16 protein-coding genes are annotated in these 17,482 nt (G+C 42.8%); 12 read left to right on the top strand and 4 right to left on the bottom strand.

Features of this window, described 5'->3' with window-relative positions; genetic code table 11:
• Positions 1-104 precede the first annotated feature (104 nt).
• The 4 genes from VRU48_RS04840 (at position 105) to VRU48_RS04825 (ending at position 3,555) form a co-directional block, all read left to right on the top strand.
• Positions 105-596 (top strand): hypothetical protein, encoded by a 492-nt coding sequence (locus tag VRU48_RS04840; RefSeq protein WP_330106795.1) that lies wholly within the window; start codon positions 105-107, stop codon positions 594-596.
• Positions 597-914: 318 nt separating this feature from the next.
• Positions 915-2,105, top strand: a complete 1,191-nt coding sequence (gene mqnE / locus VRU48_RS04835; protein ID WP_330106794.1) for an aminofutalosine synthase MqnE — start codon at positions 915-917, stop codon at positions 2,103-2,105.
• A gap of 45 nt (positions 2,106-2,150) precedes the next feature.
• Entirely contained in the window at positions 2,151-2,774 is a 624-nt protein-coding gene (locus VRU48_RS04830; RefSeq protein WP_330106793.1) for a histidine phosphatase family protein, read from the top strand.
• Positions 2,775-2,829: 55 nt separating this feature from the next.
• Complete coding sequence (locus VRU48_RS04825) at positions 2,830-3,555, top strand: menaquinone biosynthetic enzyme MqnA/MqnD family protein (RefSeq protein ID WP_330106792.1); 726 nt, start codon at positions 2,830-2,832, stop codon at positions 3,553-3,555.
• A gap of 52 nt (positions 3,556-3,607) precedes the next feature.
• On the opposite strand, the gene VRU48_RS04820 is transcribed toward VRU48_RS04825, so the two are convergent.
• Complete coding sequence (locus tag VRU48_RS04820; RefSeq protein WP_330106791.1) at positions 3,608-4,174, bottom strand: hypothetical protein; 567 nt, start codon at positions 4,172-4,174, stop codon at positions 3,608-3,610.
• 74 nt (positions 4,175-4,248) lie between these two features.
• Complete coding sequence (locus VRU48_RS04815; protein ID WP_330106790.1) at positions 4,249-4,581, bottom strand: nuclear transport factor 2 family protein; 333 nt, start codon at positions 4,579-4,581, stop codon at positions 4,249-4,251.
• A 153-nt stretch (positions 4,582-4,734) separates the two neighbouring features.
• Here VRU48_RS04815 and mutS point away from each other — a divergent pair, with 153 nt between their 5' ends.
• The 6 genes from mutS (at position 4,735) to VRU48_RS04785 (ending at position 10,105) form a co-directional block, all read left to right on the top strand.
• The gene (mutS, locus tag VRU48_RS04810; RefSeq protein WP_431311610.1) at positions 4,735-7,344 is read left to right on the top strand and encodes a DNA mismatch repair protein MutS; all 2,610 of its coding nucleotides are present in this window, start codon (positions 4,735-4,737) and stop codon (positions 7,342-7,344) included.
• Positions 7,345-7,571: 227 nt separating this feature from the next.
• Entirely contained in the window at positions 7,572-8,114 is a 543-nt protein-coding gene (locus VRU48_RS04805; RefSeq protein WP_330106788.1) for a C40 family peptidase, read from the top strand.
• An 8-nt stretch (positions 8,115-8,122) separates the two neighbouring features.
• Complete coding sequence (locus tag VRU48_RS04800; protein WP_330106787.1) at positions 8,123-8,671, top strand: redoxin domain-containing protein; 549 nt, start codon at positions 8,123-8,125, stop codon at positions 8,669-8,671.
• 58 nt (positions 8,672-8,729) lie between these two features.
• On the top strand, positions 8,730-9,203 hold the full coding sequence (locus tag VRU48_RS04795) for a TlpA disulfide reductase family protein (RefSeq protein WP_330106786.1): 474 nt from the start codon (positions 8,730-8,732) through the stop codon (positions 9,201-9,203).
• 7 nt (positions 9,204-9,210) lie between these two features.
• A complete protein-coding gene (locus tag VRU48_RS04790) occupies positions 9,211-9,825 on the top strand; it encodes a thioredoxin family protein (protein WP_330106785.1) in 615 nt (204 codons plus the stop codon).
• 157 nt (positions 9,826-9,982) lie between these two features.
• Complete coding sequence (locus VRU48_RS04785; RefSeq protein ID WP_255530710.1) at positions 9,983-10,105, top strand: hypothetical protein; 123 nt, start codon at positions 9,983-9,985, stop codon at positions 10,103-10,105.
• A 452-nt stretch (positions 10,106-10,557) separates the two neighbouring features.
• On the opposite strand, the gene VRU48_RS04780 is transcribed toward VRU48_RS04785, so the two are convergent.
• The gene (locus VRU48_RS04780) at positions 10,558-12,462 is read right to left on the bottom strand and encodes a DUF3858 domain-containing protein (RefSeq protein ID WP_330106784.1); all 1,905 of its coding nucleotides are present in this window, start codon (positions 12,460-12,462) and stop codon (positions 10,558-10,560) included.
• 1 nt (position 12,463) lies between these two features.
• Positions 12,464-14,437: a transglutaminase family protein gene (locus VRU48_RS04775; RefSeq protein WP_330106783.1), complete on the bottom strand. Its 1,974-nt coding sequence runs from the start codon at positions 14,435-14,437 to the stop codon at positions 12,464-12,466.
• Between the two features lie 173 nt (positions 14,438-14,610).
• On the opposite strand from VRU48_RS04775, the gene VRU48_RS04770 reads away from it, so the two are divergent.
• Both VRU48_RS04770 and VRU48_RS04765 read left to right on the top strand, forming a co-directional pair.
• Positions 14,611-15,558 (top strand): exonuclease domain-containing protein, encoded by a 948-nt coding sequence (locus VRU48_RS04770; protein ID WP_330106782.1) that lies wholly within the window; start codon positions 14,611-14,613, stop codon positions 15,556-15,558.
• Between the two features lie 35 nt (positions 15,559-15,593).
• A complete protein-coding gene (locus VRU48_RS04765; protein ID WP_330106781.1) occupies positions 15,594-17,453 on the top strand; it encodes a M1 family metallopeptidase in 1,860 nt (619 codons plus the stop codon).
• The last annotated feature ends 29 nt before the right edge of the window (positions 17,454-17,482 follow it).

Below are 17,482 nucleotides of genomic sequence, written 5' to 3'. Positions count from 1 at the left end.
TTTTCGACTTAATTACTAGGGATTTAAGGCAAAGCTAAATTTTAATCTTAAAAGTTGTAGATTTTGGCAAGATTTGTGTAATTAGCATATTAAAAAACAAGTATATGAAAAGAATATTTTTAATAGCGGCTTTAATTTGTAGTTCAATAATAGTTTTACAAAGCTGTTCTCCGAAAACAACATCAGGCGCGCCAGCCGTAAAAAGAAGCGGTGTAACCGGAAATTGGGTGCTCAACAACATTACTTTTGACGGTATTCCTGATATCGCGGTGAAATCATTCTTGGGCGAGAGCTCTTACAAATGTTTTATTGGCAGTACTTGGAGCCTGACCAATAGTGGCAATGGCAGCTACAGTTTACCGTCTAGTGCAACTTGTGCAGCCAAAACACAGACTATTTTCTGGTCGGTAAATGCCGCAGATGGAACTTTCCAGTTTAAAAAGCTTTACCAAGGCGATAAAGCTAAAAACGTAACCGAAGGCTACCGCTTAATGCTGGCCGCGGCCGATGATGTAAACATGACCATCAAATCGCCAATCGAATACGGCAACAAAACCGCCTATATCATCATGAACTTTTCGAAAGCAGCCAAATAAGCAAAGCTTAAATAAGATAAAAAGAGCCATAGTCGATTGATTATGGCTCTTTTTTGTTGATAGGCTATTAGTTTGTTTCATCGATACATTACCTGTCTTGGGGCCAACGCGATGAAATAAAGACTCGACCATAGATTCGCAGATTGATCATTTCTAAGGATTTTTTCCAGTTAAGTTAACGAATCTAGGGTTAAACCCACCTTGAAAACTGTCAACTGCCAACCGGCCACCGGATATCGTTTCTAAATAAGCCATTTTTACAAGAAAATGATGTTCAATTAGGTCATTGTTGTACTTTTGCCTAAACATTAACAAAGGATGGCAGTGCAAGCTTTAGATATTCTTCTCCATAATCCAACTATTTCGGCACCTCTACTCGCCATAGCCCAAAAGGTAAAAGCCGGCGAACGCATTACTTTTGACGAAGGCGTATACCTGTATGAGCATGCAGAGCTTGGTTATTTGGGCGTTTTGGCCAATTATATTCGCGAAAAGAAACATGGCGATTTGACTTATTTCAATCGCAATTTCCATTTGGAACCTACCAATTTATGCGTTTACGATTGTAAATTCTGTTCTTATTCGAGATTGATCAAGGAAAAGGACGAGGGTTGGGCGCTCACCATGGAAGAAATGATGGATGTAGTGAAGAAGTACGACAATGAGCCTGTTACCGAAGTGCATATTGTTGGAGGCGTTTTGCCTCAATACGATGTCGCTTTTTATTCGGCCTTGTTTACCGCCATTAAAAAACACCGTCCAGAGTTGCACGTAAAGGCTTTAACACCGGTTGAATACCACTACATTTTTAAAAAGGCAAAAGTTGATTACGCTACCGGAATGAAAATGATGAAAGACGCTGGACTGGAATCAATTCCAGGAGGCGGGGCAGAAATTTTTCATCCCGAAATACGCGAGCAGATTGCCAAAGACAAGTGCACAGCCGATCAGTGGCTAGCCATACACGAAGAATGGCACAAGTTGGGGATGCGTTCTAATGCCACCATGCTTTACGGACATATCGAAAAGTTTGAGCATAGGGTTGACCACATGGAGCGTTTGCGCCAGTTGCAAGATCAAACCGGAGGCTTCCAAACCTTTATTCCGTTGAAATTCAGAAACCAGCACAACCAAATGAGCAATGTGCCCGAGGTTTCGGTGGTTGAAGATTTGAGAAACTATGCCATTGCCCGTATTTATATGGACAATTTCGATCATATCAAAGCCTATTGGGCGATGATTAGCAGGGAAACCGCCCAGCTGTCGCTCAACTTTGGCGTAGATGACATTGATGGTACCCTAGACGATACCACCAAAATTTATTCGATGGCTGGCGCCGAAGAACAAAATCCGGCCATGAGCACCAAAGAACTGGTAGACCTGATCAAGCATGTAGGTCGCAAGCCTATGGAAAGAGATACCTTATACAATGTAGTAACCGATTATACCGAGGTGGTATTTGAAGAAGAGGTGAAGCCTCAATACTACAAACTGCCGGTGGTAAACTAGCGACTATTTTTAACCTTAAAACCCTTTAACTTTTAATCCTCCTCAATGAAAGAATTCTATATCATCAGACATGGCGAAACCGAATTGAACCGCCTTGGCATTGTACAGGGGCGTGGCGTAGACAGTGATCTGAATGATACGGGGAGAAAACAAGGGCAGGCATTTTTCGATCATTATCAAACCGTTCCTTTCGATAAAATCTACACTTCCAGCTTAAAGCGCACCCATCAAACCGTACAGGGCTTTATAGATTTGGGCCTGCCTTGGCAACAATTGGATGGTTTAGACGAATTGGCCTGGGGCCTATGGGAGGGGCAGCCTAATACCGAAGAAGCGCGCCGTGCTTTTATGCAATTGGTAGAAGCTTGGCAAAACGGCGACTATGATGCCAAATTTGAAGGTGGCGAAAGTCCCAACGAAGTATTGGCACGCTTGAAAGATGCCGTAGCGGTAATGCTAAACCAAAGCAACGAGAAAACGGTACTGGTTTGCATGCACGGCAGAGCCATGCGCTTGTTGCTGTGCTATTTGAGCAATAAGCCTTTGTCTGAAATGGCCGATTTTCCGCACCAGAATACGGTGCTTTATAAAGTAGGTTATGAGAATGGGAGTTTTACCATCATCGATTTTAACAATATAGACCATTTAAAGGATTTGTCGGCTGTTTAGGTTGCAAATAGATGCCCAAGACACGACGAATGAGAAAAGAATAAACGATAATACTTTGAACAAGATTAAGATTTCTGCAGTTTCCTATACCAACACCAAACCATTTATTGACGGAATTGAAAGATCTGAAGTGAAGAATCAGATCGATTTAAGCTTGGATATTCCTTCAGATTGCGCGCAAAAATTGATTAGTAACCAAGTAGATATAGGCTTGATACCTGTAGCCGCTTTTCCGCAGGTGCCCAATGCCAATATCATCGGTTCTTATTGCATAGGTTCGGTTGGTGCGGTAAATTCTGTTTTTATCTTTTCGGATGTTCCCGTGCAGGAAATCAAAACACTGAAGCTCGATCCGCAATCGCGCACCTCAAATAATCTGGCCAAGGTCTTGCTAAAGTTCCACTTTAAGGTTGAAGTAGAGTTTGTAAGCGATCAGGATGCGAAAACCGATGGCATGGTGCTGATTGGCGACCGTACATTTGGGCGCAAAGACGATTTTGCCTATGCCTATGATATGGGCGAGGAGTGGATGAAATTTACCGGCCTACCTTTTCTTTATGCGGCCTGGATAGCCAATAAAACCATTCCCCAAGAATTTATAGCCGAATTTGACGAAGCTTTGAAGCTAGGGCTGGCACATAGAAAAGAACTGTTGCAACAATTGCCTTCGGTTCCCAATTTCGACCTCGACGATTACCTTTTCCATAAACTTGATTTTGAGCTAACTCTTGAGAAAAGACAAGCCATGGAGCTGTTTTTGGGGTATATACAACAGCTTTAGCATATAACACTTGCGAAGTTTTTAAAACTTCGCAAGTGTATTTGTTGAATTATTAATCGGCCTTTTTGGCTTTCGCTGTAGCCGTTTTCGTGGCCTTAGCCTTTTTTGGAGTGGCTTCCGGTTCGGCAGCAACTTCCTTTTTTACGGTTGCTTTTTTTGCTTTTGCAGGAGCTTCTGGTTCAGTATCGGCTTGTTTTGCAGAGGTCTTTGCCTTTTTAACCACAACTTTAGGTTCCTCGGCAGCCGTTTCTTTCTTGGCTTTAGTTGCAGGTTTGGCTTTTGCAACAGGCTTTTCTTCGGTCGTTTCCTTTTTAACGGCTTTGGCTTTTTGAGGTGCTTTAACTACAACAGGCTCTTCCTTTGCAGGTACTGCTTTGGCATCTTTGTTTTGCAGGTAGTTTTCTAAAAGCTGTTTCAGGTAAAGATCCGGCTTTGGCATTCTTACAATGGTTCCAGGCTCTTTGTCTTGCGATTGTTTGATGTAGGCCGACTTTATTTTGCCCCAGTCTTTAGAATAGAGTTTGATAAACATTGCTGTAAACTCTTCTTGGGTATATTTTTTAGGCAACCTGCCCAACACTACCTGTATTTTTTCTTCTTTTCTGTGTAATACTGCCATTAGCTTTAATTTGTGCAAAGATAGCCTAATTATTGGCGATTTAAGATTTGGTTAATCAAAATAGCTGTAATTGGTTAGGAATGAGCCAGAAGTGGACGCGGATCGAACAATACTTTAAAGATTTTGATCTGGTTGTTTTCCAGTTCGTACCAGCCAGCTGAAAAAATGGTTTGCTTTCCCATGTCAATGTCGTAAAAAACCGCTACGCCCTTTTCGTCGGCAAATAGCCTTTGTATCTTGTATTTAAAGCGCATTTTTTCCATGTCGGCTATATAAGTATCGGCATTATCTCGTGTACCCATTACGCCGATAAATTTCATATTATCGTTTAAAAACGTTCTGGCCTTGGCAAAATCCTCGGCATTCAGTGCAGCTAAAAATTCCTGTACAATCGCTTTAGTTTCCATCTTTTTAAGTATTGGTTATGAATTACAAACAACGATAGAGGCTTTGGGTTTTAACAATCGGCTACCTCTTAACATTTCGCATAATTTCTCCACAAACGTTTTATCGCTACGCCACAAGATAGTATATTTACGGTTTATAAATTCAGAACAATTTTGGCGAAGGCAACAGCGAAAGAAACCCCATTAATGCAGCAGTACAATACCATCAAGGCTAAATATCCTGGTGCGCTATTGTTATTTAGAGTAGGAGATTTTTACGAAACATTTGGCGAAGACGCCGTTAAAACCGCCCAGATTTTGGGTATTGTGCTCACCAAAAGAGGAACCGGACCAAACGGAGCCTTAGAGCTTGCCGGATTTCCGCATCATTCGCTCGAAAACTACCTGTCTAAATTGGTCAGGGCAGGACAGAGGGTGGCTATTTGTGATCAGCTCGAAGATCCCAAAATGACCAAAACCATCGTGAAGCGCGGAGTTACCGAATTGGTTACGCCAGGTGTTGCCTACAACGACAACATCCTGAGCCAAAAATCGAACAATTACCTGGCGGCTGTTTTTTTCGACAAGCAAACCATGGGCGTGGCTTTTTGCGATATCTCTACCGGCGAATTTTTGATCGCTCAAGGCAGTTCCGAATACATCGACAAGCTTTTGCAGAGCTTTAGGCCTACAGAAGTGGTTTTTCAGAAGCATAAACGCCAGGATTTTTTCAATCTCTTTGGCGATAAATTCTATACCTTCGGCTTAGACGACTGGGCTTTTACCGACGATTACGCCAATGAAACCCTAACCAAACACTTCGAGGTCAACTCGCTTAAAGGTTTTGGGGTAGACAAACTACAAGCTGGCGTAATTGCGGCCGGGGTAGTGCTTTACTATCTAGGCGAAACCGAACACCGCAACCTGCAGCATATTACGTCGATTTCGAGAATTGAAGAGGACCGCTACATGTGGCTCGACCGCTTTACCATCCGTAACCTCGAATTGGTAAGCACGGCCAACGATAATGGCGTGACCTTGTTCAACGTGCTCGACCAAACTTGTACGCCCATGGGCGCGCGCCTGTTGCACAAGTGGATTGTAATGCCTTTAAAAGAGCTGAAGCCAATTCAGGAGCGTTTGGGCATGGTCGATTATTTGGTCAAGCATGAAGCCTTGCTCGAAGGATTTCTGGGCCACATCAAGCCCATCGGCGATTTGGAGCGCTTGATTTCGAAAGTAGGCCTGCAAAAGGCGGGGCCACGCGAGCTGCTGCAACTGAAAAGGGCATTGGGCCATATCGAAGAGGTCAAACAACTGGCCGAAAAGACCGAAAATCCATTTCTCACTACCTTGGCCTCGCAACTCAATCCTTGTTTGAGCATTAAGGAACGATTGGAAAGAGAACTGCAACCCGATCCGCCAGCACTGCTAATTAAGGGCAATGTCATAGCCGATGGCATTGACGAAGAGTTGGATCGTTTGCGCAAAATTGCCTACGGAGGTAAGGAGTACTTGGTCGAAATTCAAAAAAGAGAGGCAGCCAGTACAGGCATTCCATCGCTTAAAATATCGTTTAACAACGTGTTTGGTTATTACCTCGAAGTTACCCATACCCATAAGGACAAAGTACCCGAAAGCTGGATTCGTAAACAGACCTTGGTCAACGCCGAGCGCTACATTACGCCAGAGCTGAAGGAATACGAAGAACAGATTTTAGGTGCCGAAGAAAAGATACAGGCCATCGAAGTCAGGCTGTACAACGAACTGATGTTCCAGGTGGCGCATTACATCAAGCCTATCCAATTGAATGCCTTTTTAACGGCGCAACTGGATGTTTTGCTTTGTTTTGCGCAATTGGCCATCAAAAACCATTATGTAAAGCCAGAACTCAACAATAAGAAGGAACTCGATATTAAAGGTGGCCGGCATCCGGTTATCGAAAAGCAATTGCCAACCGGCGATGAATACATTACCAACGATGTGTTTTTAGACAACGAAGGGCAGCAGATTATCATCATTACCGGTCCCAACATGTCTGGTAAATCGGCTATTCTGCGTCAAACCGCGTTGATTGTGCTCATGGCGCAAATGGGTTGTTTTGTTCCAGCCAAATCGGCTAATTTAGGGCTTACTGATAAAATATTTACCCGGGTAGGGGCTTCCGATAACCTTTCGTCGGGCGAAAGTACCTTCATGGTAGAGATGAACGAAACGGCCAGCATCCTCAACAACATTTCGGATAGAAGTTTGATTTTATTGGATGAAATTGGCCGTGGTACGAGCACTTACGATGGGATTTCCATTGCCTGGGCCATTGCCGAATTCTTGCACGAACATCCAACGGCTAGGCCGAAAACGCTTTTTGCCACGCACTACCATGAGTTGAATGAGCTCGAAAATACCATGGCGCGCATCAAGAACTTTAATGTGGCCATTAAGGAAGTAGGCAGCAAGATCATTTTCTTGCGCAAGCTGGTGCCTGGCGGCAGCGAACACAGTTTTGGTATACACGTAGCCAAATTGGCGGGGATGCCTTCCAAACTGATCAGTCGGGCTAACGAAATCTTGAAACGCCTGGAAATTGACCGTACCGAAGGACAAAGCATTAAAGACAGCATTAAAAAAGTGCAGAACCAGGCCTATCAATTGCAGATGTTTGCGGTTGATGATCCGGTGTTGATTAAAATCCGTGATTCATTAAACAACCTTGATGTAAATACGCTAACCCCAGTGGAAGCTTTGCTTAAACTAGACGAGATACAGCGATTGATTAAGAACTAGTTGCGATGAGCAGTTAACGGTTGGAAATTGTCAGTTTCCAGTTGCAGATAGCTCAATTGAACTATCGAGTAGTTAAGGCCCAACAAAGCAATATAGCAATTTGACAGTTTAACAATTCAGCCATTCCACAATAAGAACGAATCAAAAGAAGTTGAAAAGTGGAAAACTGTTGACATTTTATCTAATTGAATTGAGTTATCTTGTCGACGTTCACCAAATCGTAATTTATGATCAAAGCCATAAACGTCAATTTGCAACGCACTCGATTTCTGAATCCACGTTTAGCCGTGCAACTCTGTTTGGGTTTGTTGCTGGCGTTGACATTGGCCTCTTGCGGCACTCGAAAGTATACGGCAAGGCCTGATATCAAAGCATCGAAGGTAGCCGATGCGATGGCCCAGCTCAAAAGCAGGGAGCTTTACCGTTTCATAACCGATTGGACCGGAGTGAAATACCGTTTGGGTGGCTTAGATAAAAGTGGCGTAGATTGTTCGGGTTTTGCTTTTTTGCTCGAAAAAAATATTTATGGCTTAACTTTGCCTCGACGTTCGCGTGATCAGGCTGAAGCCGTAAGAAAAAAGAGCATCGGAAATTTAGAAGAAGGAGATTTGGTATTTTTCTCTTTTGGTGGCAATGAAGTAGACCATGTTGGCGTTTATTTAAATAATGACTTTTTTGTACATGCTTCTACCACAAGAGGAGTAGTGGTAGACGATCTGAATTTGCCTGTTTATCAGAATGCGATTGTAAAAACAGGAACCTTAAAATAAAAACTCTTATGCGTAAAACAATTTTCTCTCTCTGTTTATTACTGGTAGCCAGTGTAAGCCTAAAGGCACAAAATCCTTTAAAAGCAGGCGATATCCTGCCAAATTTGGCCTTGCTGAGCACCAAAGGCACCGTGTACGACCTGAAGGCACAAAAACAGCCCAAAGGTTTTGTACTTGTTTTTATGACCCCAACCTGCGACCATTGCATCATGTACGAAGATAGGGTAATGGCGTTAGACAAGAAATACAAAGGCAAAGGCTACCCGATTGTAGCTATTGGGCCTTATGGCGACGATCCGATTAAATATCCGCTAGATGCGATGCCCGAAATGAAGAAAATGTCGGATAAAAAGGGTTTTACTTTTCCTTATTTGTCAGACGACAAGTTTAAATACACTTTCTTGTTAGGCATCAGGCAAACGCCTACGGCGGTAATTCTGCAAAAGAAACCTAATGGCTTTTTGATCAAATACATTGGTCGTATAGACGACAATGAGGATCCGAAAGCTACGCCAAAAAACAAATATGTAGAGCAAGAGCTGAATAAATTGCTGTAAGCCAAAATTTCGGTTCGCCTGATTCGTATTGTTGTTAAAATCTTTTATTCCCAAACCAATGAGGTACTTATTGGCTATTATTTTCTTTTTTGCAATTGCTGAAGCCAATGCTCAGGTTAAATTGTTATCTTTAAGTCAGTTAGAGCAAAGGGTGGCTCGGGGAAAAGACACCACCTATGTGGTTAATTTTTGGGCAACGTGGTGTGGGCCTTGTGTTGAAGAACTGCCAAATTTTGAAAAACTACAGCAACAGAACCAAGGTAAACCCCTCAAAGTATTGCTGGTGAGCCTTGATTTTAAATCGAAGCTGCAAAAAGAAGTGGTTCCATTTGTCCTGAAAAACAAGATCAAATCAGAAGTATATGTAATCAACGAACCCGATCAGCAACAGTTTATAGAAAAGGTCGACCCCAAATGGTCGGGCGCGATACCTGCCACTTTGTTTATCAACACCAAACGGCAGCTCAGAACATTTTACGAAAAAGAATTTACCTATCAGGAACTAACCAAAACCTTAGCAAACTTAAAATAGCTTAAAGATGAAAAGAATTCTATTCGTTTGTTTCGTAATGCTAGGTATTACGGCAAATGCACAAACTGGTTATCAGGTTGGGAGCGTAGCTACAGATTTTAATTTGAGAAACGTAGATGGTAAAAACGTATCGCTGGCCAATTATAAAGATGCCAAGGGCTATATTGTAGTGTTTACCTGCAATACCTGTCCGGTGGCCAGAGCCTACCAAGACAGGGTAGAAGCGCTCAACAAAATGTATGGGCCTAAAGGCTACCCGGTAATTGCCATCAACACCAATGATCCGGCGGCTTCTCCAGGCGATAGTTACGAAAAGATGCAGGAGCGTGCCAAAGAGAAAAAATTCAGCTATGCTTATCTGGAAGATCCGAACCATGTATACACCAAAAAGTATGGCGCCAATAAAACGCCACATGTTTTTGTATTGCAAAAAACAGCAAATGGCAATGAAGTAGCTTATATCGGTGCGATAGACAACGATCAGGAAGAAACGAATGCGCAGCGCGACAATTATGTGCAAAATGCGGTTAATCTGTTGTTGCAAGGCAAAAAGCCGATGGTAACCTATACCAAAGCCATTGGTTGCAGTATTAAATGGAAAAAGGAAAGCTCTTCTAAATAGGCTTGGTTGATGAGCAACAGACCATGGTTTATAGTCGATGGCCAATAGTCGTTACGAACGATGGACCATTGACAATCGACTAACAACTTTAAACTTTCTGCTTTAATCTTTCCACTTAAAACGATAATTTTATCCCGAAATCAAATTCGGGATTTTTATGGCTACACCTCAGGATGAAGGTTCTTTCTGGACCAAATACAAACGCTTTGCCACCACGGAGCTGCTCATGTACCTCATTATGGCTGTAGGCATAGCTTTGGGCATTATTTTTTTAAGTTAAGCTGAATTTCATTAACCATTGAATGGTTATTCTTCACGAATAGGTACGAGAATGCTATATTGTTTTTTTACCATTTAGGAATTAAGGAATCTGTCTGTTAAAGAAAATCTGTGTTCCTGTTGGTGTTTTCCACCAACAAGCTAGGAAAAATTATAATCAGTCGTTGGTGAGGAACACCAACGATAGCCTAGGCTTGTTTTGCTGGCTTAAATAAGACTTCTTGCACTTATTATTGCACTTGTTGGTGTTCTTCACCAACAAGCTATAAGTAGGTCGATGATAAGCAATACAAACGAAAAACGGGATATTGTTTTTACCATTTAGGAATTAAGAGATTTTTAGGCAAAAGCTCTTGTTGATATTCTTCACCAACAAGCCATGAGAAAATTATATAAGCCAATCGTTGGTGTTCCTCACCAACGAAAAGTGGGTTAAACCCAAAGTAAGCAGGATTATTTTTTGAAGTTAAGGTAAAGCTTAAGGTGGTCGCTGGTATTTACATCGGCAATAAATTTGGCAAATTCGGCATAAAGCGCTGGCGCAAAAGTACCTTCGTTTAATACAAATTTCCTGATATAGATCAATTTGTTTCCTTCTATGCTGGTTTTTGAGGAGTAAGAACCAAAGGCAGACTTGAATTCTTTCTCGTCAGGTGCAATTAGCGGAATTACATTCTCAGGCAGTTGATAGCTGATGGTATCTACATCCGTATAACCACGATTGATATACAATGGCAAGGTACGGTTCTTCGATTCGCTGACATTGCCCTTAATGTTGAAGGCATTCGGTTTGAGAAAAATCTTATCGTTGTTCAGCGTAGCATAATTTCTGATGCTGATTTCTATGTCTTCGGTAGCTTCGGGCTTGATCTGTTTGTTTTGCAAATAGCTGATCTGGTTAAAATCGATGTTGTCGATATCGTAAACTTCTTTTAAAAGCTTTTGTTGCTCGGTTAAGGGTTTGCCTACCATGGCCTCGTGATTATCATATTGTGAACCTGAAAAAATGGTTTTGACATGGCCGTTTACATTTCCATCCTTGCTTAGCGTTAATTGTGCCTCACGGATTTGCAGGTTTTGGCTGGCATTGAGTTTTGGCGTACGGAGTAGTTTGCCTCCATCTGGCGTGCAGGCCAGCACATACCTGTCGTCTGTAAAATCGCCCAGGTAACCAAAAGGGATTTTTTGCGAGGTACATTCCAGCCAAGTAGTATCGCCTTTTAAAGGCATGCACAGAATAACGTGATTACCTTGGTTCATGCTGGCATAACTTGGGTCGAGGCTTTTTTTCTCCGTTCCTGCCTCAACTACGCAATAATAGGATTCGATGCCGGCCACATTCAACAGGCTCTGCATATAATTGACCAAGGCCTTGCAATCGCCGTAGCCCAAACGGTCAACATCGGCAGCTTTGGTGGGTTGGAAACCGCCAATGCCAATCTGCACACTAATGTAGCGTGTTTTGTTTTGCAGGTATTGGTATATTTTTTTGGCTTTTTCCTTGTCGTTGGTTTCGCTTTTGACCAATTCCTTGATCATTTGTACGGTAGCATCGGGCAATAGGTTTCTCCCTTTCAACAGGTTGTCGTATTGCCATTTGCCCAGTTCCTGCCAATTCGTATAATCGCCCTTAACATTATAGTAGCTGAAGTTTTTTGGAGCAACTTTTACCACTGTCTGGTAAGTTTCGCGAAAAGGACTGTAGGGTTCAGGTTTTGAAGCCAGCAGGCTGCTTACCTTCCAAGTGGTGGTTTTTTGGTCTTTAACAAGCTGTTCTTCCGGTTGTGCACCAACGTTTTGGCTTTTCACCCTAAACTCGTCGCCAACCTTGCTGATTAAGACATAACTGCTTTTTTCAACCGCTACATCATTGGCCGTTTGGGGCACCCAATCAGGAATGATGAGGTTTTGCTTGTAGCGGATTTCGTAATTGTAAACAATGGTATAGGGATAGCTATTCACCAAGGGCAGGTAATGCTTTACACGACTGTCTTCAAACAACGAGAAATCGCTGATGGCACTTTCGTCCCTGAAATCGCTTTGCGAAAATCTGCTGCTCAACTTGCCTACTTCGTTGTAAACCTCGCCTTTGATACTCTTGATGCTGGTATTTTTATCGTAGAACAGAACCAAGCGGGCACTGTTTTCGCCATTTTTATTCAGTACGGTAATCGCTTTGCTAACCGTATAGCTCACATTGTCGGCAGCACGCATATCAACCGTAACTACCGAATTCCTGACGATAGCGTTAGCCCTGTTCCTCAGGTTCGAAGGAATAAGATCGGCATCGTAGTTGTCTTGCGCAAAAACGGCTGGTGCGACAAGCGCTAGCAGCAGGGTAAAGGTTAGCAGCTTCATTCTAATCGGCCTTTTTTAAAAGTACGTCGGTTTTTTGGTTTTGGATAATCTTGCTGTAGAATTCCTTCAGGTAAAGGTATTCTTCTGGACTGTAAATGGCCTTGTTAAATTGAAGGATCTGGTTAACCGTCAGCTTATCGTCAACCATATCGCTCTGTATAATATAACGGCCGCCACTTGCCGGCAGTGCTATGGCTATATCTTTTGGTTTTTCCAGCATTTCGTATTTGCCTGGCAAGCTAATCATCACACTTATTTTTTGATCAGAAGCCGAGCCAAGATCTACCGGATAGGTTCTTTCGTTGAGATTGAAAGGTTTTTTTGAAATCTTATTGATGAAAAAAGGGTTGATGTACAGCTGATTGTTGCTGGCGCCGTTGTGCGCGGCAAATTCTACCTCGTAAACCTCTACCAAAGGTTTCTCCACGCTGTCTACCGCCAAAATCTGATGTTTGTTGATGCTAAACTTAGGCATCGATTCGTCGATTTTTTCTACATACTCGTCAATAGAATTGTAACGCTTGATTTCCTTACGTTTGTTAAAAGCATCGTAGCCATAGGTGGTGGTGGTAATGGTACCCTTGATTTTGCCATCGGCCTCCAGTTTACCGATCAGCACATAATTGGTTACGCTTTTTTGCGAGGCCTTGAGGTCAATCCAATACGAAGGCTTTTTAAGGTTGATTACCCTGCCTTGATCGTTGATGCAGCGCAAAGGGAGCAAGCCGAAAGGCAACAAAGGCTCTGAAGCATCCAAAAGGTAGCTTGTACCGTCTATATTTACCTTGGCCACTACATAGTTAAAATCAGAAATAACCGGAAACAATTTGTTTACCGTTCCGTTTTCGCGGGTAGAAAGAATTACCGCTTCGGCATCCAGATTGGCTGCACTGAGGGCGGCAATCAGGCTAAAATTGATGTCGGCCACATTTCCAGACCGGTTTTCGAGTACCGCTTTGATATTGCCTTCGCTGTATTTGCCATAGTAATTGTTCCACTTGATCTGCTTTTTAATGTAGTTGTAAATGGCTTTGGCCTTGCTCAGCTCGTCTGGAGCATCTTTGGTCAACGTTGGAATTAAATCTTTAAAGACATCTTTGCGCTTCATCTGCGAGCCGAAGTTCTTATCGTTGGTCAGTTCGTAATCTACATCGCGCCAGGTTTTGGTTAAACTCTGTTTGGCGCCGCTCATGGCAATCACGTCGGCCAGCTCAAAGTAAATGGCCGACCTGAAATTGCTGGGTGCCGTCATGTAGTCTTCTTCCACAAAGGCGGGGATGTTCTTCATGATATAGGTCATTTTAGAACAATCTACAGGCGTACCGCTCAAGCGGAGGCATTCTTTGCTGATTTCCGATTTCTGGTCGCTCAATTTGTAAAACCCCCTCAGCGAAACATTGTAGTTATAGTTGCCGGGTATAAAAGCGACGTATTCGCTGTATACTTTCGGAATGTCCGACTGAAATTCCCACGTTCTGTAATTGAACAAGAAAGGCGTTTGCAAACGGTAGCTGTATTCGATGATCGAACCTTCTTTAATGTTGGGCAAGGTAAACTTAACCAGCGAAACGTACTTGCTTCTGTTTTCGGTAAACATGGCCTTTTTATCCATCTGGCTTTGTACAAACCCGCTTTGGTTGCGGTTGAAAGTTGAGGCATTGAGGTCGAGGATCAGTTCTTCTGCCCCGTCGCTTTTATGGATGGGGATAACGATATTGGCCTGTTTAAAGCCTTCTTTGTTGTTGATTTTAATCCGGGTGTGGTATTCGAAAATAAGCACCAGCCTGCCGGTGGCATCATCCAAATAAAAAGAGGTTGTTCCATATTCTTTCAGCACAACCGCATTGGCATTGCTATCGATGGTATTTCTGTCGAAATCGAAATCGGCATGGGTAACGGCACCAAACTCAAAATTCTGTGCAAAGGAGTGGAGAGATAAAAAACAAAGGACAATTCCGATAAGGATTTTCTTCATAAGGCGTTAGCTTGTAATTATCCGGCAATTTAAATCTAGTCGTTTAGATTAGGAAATAAATTAACAACTAAAATTTTGCAGAATTAACAGAACTAACAAACCTTTTTAGCATTTTTGAAAATAGAAACACTAATCCCACTTTCCATATTTCAAAACCCAAGACCACTTATTAAATGAAATTAAACCTAAAACGTCCATTGGCCTTTTTCGACCTTGAAGCTACTGGAGTTAATGTTGGCGCCGATAGAATTGTAGAAATTGCCATTTTAAAGGCCATGCCAGATGGAACCGAGCAAATACTGACCAAACGTGTTCATCCGGGCATGCCTATTCCGTTGGCCTCGTCGCTTATACACGGTATTTACGACGAAGACATTAAAGACGAACCGACTTTTGACCAAGTGGCCAAAGAAATAGCCGAATTTATTGGCGATGCCGATCTGGCGGGCTATAACTCGAACAAGTTCGATATTCCGATGCTGGTGGAGGAATTTTTAAGGGTTGGGGTCGATTTTGACATGAACAACAGGAAGTTTGTAGACGTACAAAATATTTTCCATCAAATGGAACAACGTACGCTAAAGGCCGCCTACAAGTTTTATTGCAATAAGGATATTATCAACGCACACTCTGCCGAAGCCGACATCAAAGCTACTTACGAAGTGCTGTTGGCCCAGCTAGACAAATACAAGGACCAGGAGTTTGAAGATAAACAAGGCCATAAATCGAAGCCGGTACAGAACGATGTAGAGGCTTTGCACCTTTTTACCAATATCAATAAGCCTGTTGATTTTGCCGGAAGAATGATTTACAACGAAAATGGCGAAGAAACCATCAATTTTGGCAAGCACAAAGGCAAAACCGTTGAGCAGGTTTTCGATGTAGAGCCTAGCTACTATGCCTGGATGAAACAGGGCGACTTTCCTTTGTACACCAAGAAAAAGCTTGATGAAATTTGGAACAGGTGGAGCAAAAAGAAAGAGGAGCAGAAACAGGCCAGGCTGCAAAGCCAAGCCCCAAAGCCCCAAAATCAGGCACCTAGGCCTCCAAAAGAGAACAAACCCGCTGCCCCGGTTACCAGCGATATGCTGGAACAGCTTAAAATGAAGTTCGGCAAATAAGCCATTCTTAATGCTTTAGCTTTTAAATAGTAAAGATGAAATCGATAAAACTAACCTTTTTGCTGGCCTTTGGCTTTTTGGTGGCGCAGGCCCAATTGCCTATTGCCCAAGAGTTTGAACAAGCCTACCAAAAGGGCACCCGCGACAAAAGTGGCGCACCTGGCAAAAAATACTGGCAAAATACGGCCGACTATGATTTGAAGATCAATTTTAATCCCGTTACCCGCGAGGTAAGCGGCACGGTTGAAATCAATTACACCAATAATAGTCCCGATGTGTTGCAGGAGATCTGGTTCAAGCTATATCCCAATCTTTATCAAAAAGGGGCAGCTAGAAAAGCCAAAATCAATGAACGCGATTTGGGCGATGGCGTACAGATCAGTCAGGTATTGCTGAATAATGCCCCTAGGGAACTAACCAGCCTTATCATCGAGGGTACCAATATGCATACTGCCGTACCTGCCTTGGCGCCAGGTAAAACCATGAAGTTTAAAATCGATTACCGTTACATCCTGAACAAAGGCTCGCACATGCGTACCGGACAGGTTGATGATGGAGCGCATTTTATCGCCTATTCTTTTCCACGCATCGCCGTTTACGACGATATAGATGGCTGGAACAAAATCCCTTACAGCGGTGCCGAAGAGTTTTACAACGATTTCTGCAATTTTAAAGCGGCCATTACCGTGCCTCAAAATTATGGCGTTTGGGCTACCGGCGATTTGCTGAACGGCAACGAAGTATTTACCAAAGAGGTCTTCAAAAAATACCAAATGGCCAACAAAAGCGATGAAGTAATTGATGTAATAGACAGTGCAACCCTTGCTCAAAACAAGGTGACGGCTCCAAATGCCATCAATACTTTTAAATTCGAAGCCAAAAATGTGGTCGATTTTGCCTTTGCCACCAGCAATCACTATTTATGGAAATCGTCGAGTTTGGTGGTCGATCCGAAAACCGGTCGCCGTACCCGCGTTGATGCCGTGTTTAATTCGAAACATAAAGATTACTATGAGGTGATTGATTTTGCCCGCAAAACGGTACATGCCATGAGCTATGTTTTTCCGAAATGGCCGTTCCCTTACAGCCACGAAACTGTTTTTGATGGACTGGACCAAATGGAATATCCGATGATGGTAAATGATAATCCGGTTGACAATAGGGTAGATGCCATTACCTTGACCGATCATGAGATTTTCCATACCATGTTTCCTTTTTACATGGGCATTAACGAAACCAAATACGGCTGGATGGACGAAGGCTGGGCCACTATCGGCGAATGGCTCATCTCGCCTATGATAGATCCGAGTATTGTTGACGAATACGGCATAGCCCCAACTGGCTTTAGTTCTGGTACCAAAGATGATACCCCAATCATGACTTTAACCACCGAACTGAAAGGTAATGGCTCGTTTACCAATTCTTATCCCAAACCCGGCTTAGGTTATTTATTTATCAAAGATTACCTGGGCGACGAACTGTTTACCAAGGCCTTGCACCATTACATTACACTATGGAACGGCAAGCACCCCATGCCTTACGATTTCTTTTACAGCATGAACACCGGTGCCGGCAAAAACATGGATTGGTTCTGGAAACGTTGGTTTTTTGATGATGGCGTAACCGATATGGCCATTAAGGCTGTCAATAAGATTGACGGAGGCTATGCTATCGTGATTGAAAACAAAAGCACCAAGCCTTTGCCAATTGATTTGACCATTAGCTATGCCGATGGCAGTACCGAAAAGGTGCACCATACCATTGGCGTTTGGGAAAGCGGCAATCCAACTTTTACCAGTACGCTTAAAACCAGCAAACAGGTAAACAAAGTGGTTATGGGCAGCAGTCATGTACCCGATAAAAATAAAAGCGACAATACTTTTGAAGTGAAATAACAGGTATGCTTAAAAGCTAGGTTATCACC

It is taken from the genome of Pedobacter albus (assembly GCF_036324255.1).
GTDB lineage: Bacteria > Bacteroidota > Bacteroidia > Sphingobacteriales > Sphingobacteriaceae > Pedobacter > Pedobacter albus.
The sequence above is the reverse complement of the archived record's forward strand: the minus strand, read 5'-3'. Positions and strand labels throughout refer to the sequence as shown.

What these genes read in the sequence shown, in the direction of transcription:
- VRU48_RS04795 (WP_330106786.1), top strand. Translation starts at nt 8,730, where the DNA reads ATGAGGTACTTATTGGCTATTATTTTCTTTTTTGCAATTGCTGAAGCC.
- VRU48_RS04800 (WP_330106787.1), top strand. Translation starts at nt 8,123, where the DNA reads ATGCGTAAAACAATTTTCTCTCTCTGTTTATTACTGGTAGCCAGTGTA.
- VRU48_RS04765 (WP_330106781.1), top strand. Translation starts at nt 15,594, where the DNA reads ATGAAATCGATAAAACTAACCTTTTTGCTGGCCTTTGGCTTTTTGGTG.
- VRU48_RS04815 (WP_330106790.1), bottom strand. Translation starts at nt 4,581, where the DNA reads ATGGAAACTAAAGCGATTGTACAGGAATTTTTAGCTGCACTGAATGCC.
- VRU48_RS04770 (WP_330106782.1), top strand. Translation starts at nt 14,611, where the DNA reads ATGAAATTAAACCTAAAACGTCCATTGGCCTTTTTCGACCTTGAAGCT.
- VRU48_RS04805 (WP_330106788.1), top strand. Translation starts at nt 7,572, where the DNA reads ATGATCAAAGCCATAAACGTCAATTTGCAACGCACTCGATTTCTGAAT.
- VRU48_RS04785 (WP_255530710.1), top strand. Translation starts at nt 9,983, where the DNA reads ATGGCTACACCTCAGGATGAAGGTTCTTTCTGGACCAAATACAAACGC.
- VRU48_RS04820 (WP_330106791.1), bottom strand. Translation starts at nt 4,174, where the DNA reads ATGGCAGTATTACACAGAAAAGAAGAAAAAATACAGGTAGTGTTGGGC.
- VRU48_RS04780 (WP_330106784.1), bottom strand. Translation starts at nt 12,462, where the DNA reads ATGAAGCTGCTAACCTTTACCCTGCTGCTAGCGCTTGTCGCACCAGCC.
- VRU48_RS04775 (WP_330106783.1), bottom strand. Translation starts at nt 14,437, where the DNA reads ATGAAGAAAATCCTTATCGGAATTGTCCTTTGTTTTTTATCTCTCCAC.
- VRU48_RS04830 (WP_330106793.1), top strand. Translation starts at nt 2,151, where the DNA reads ATGAAAGAATTCTATATCATCAGACATGGCGAAACCGAATTGAACCGC.
- VRU48_RS04790 (WP_330106785.1), top strand. Translation starts at nt 9,211, where the DNA reads ATGAAAAGAATTCTATTCGTTTGTTTCGTAATGCTAGGTATTACGGCA.
- mqnE (WP_330106794.1), top strand. Translation starts at nt 915, where the DNA reads ATGGCAGTGCAAGCTTTAGATATTCTTCTCCATAATCCAACTATTTCG.
- VRU48_RS04840 (WP_330106795.1), top strand. Translation starts at nt 105, where the DNA reads ATGAAAAGAATATTTTTAATAGCGGCTTTAATTTGTAGTTCAATAATA.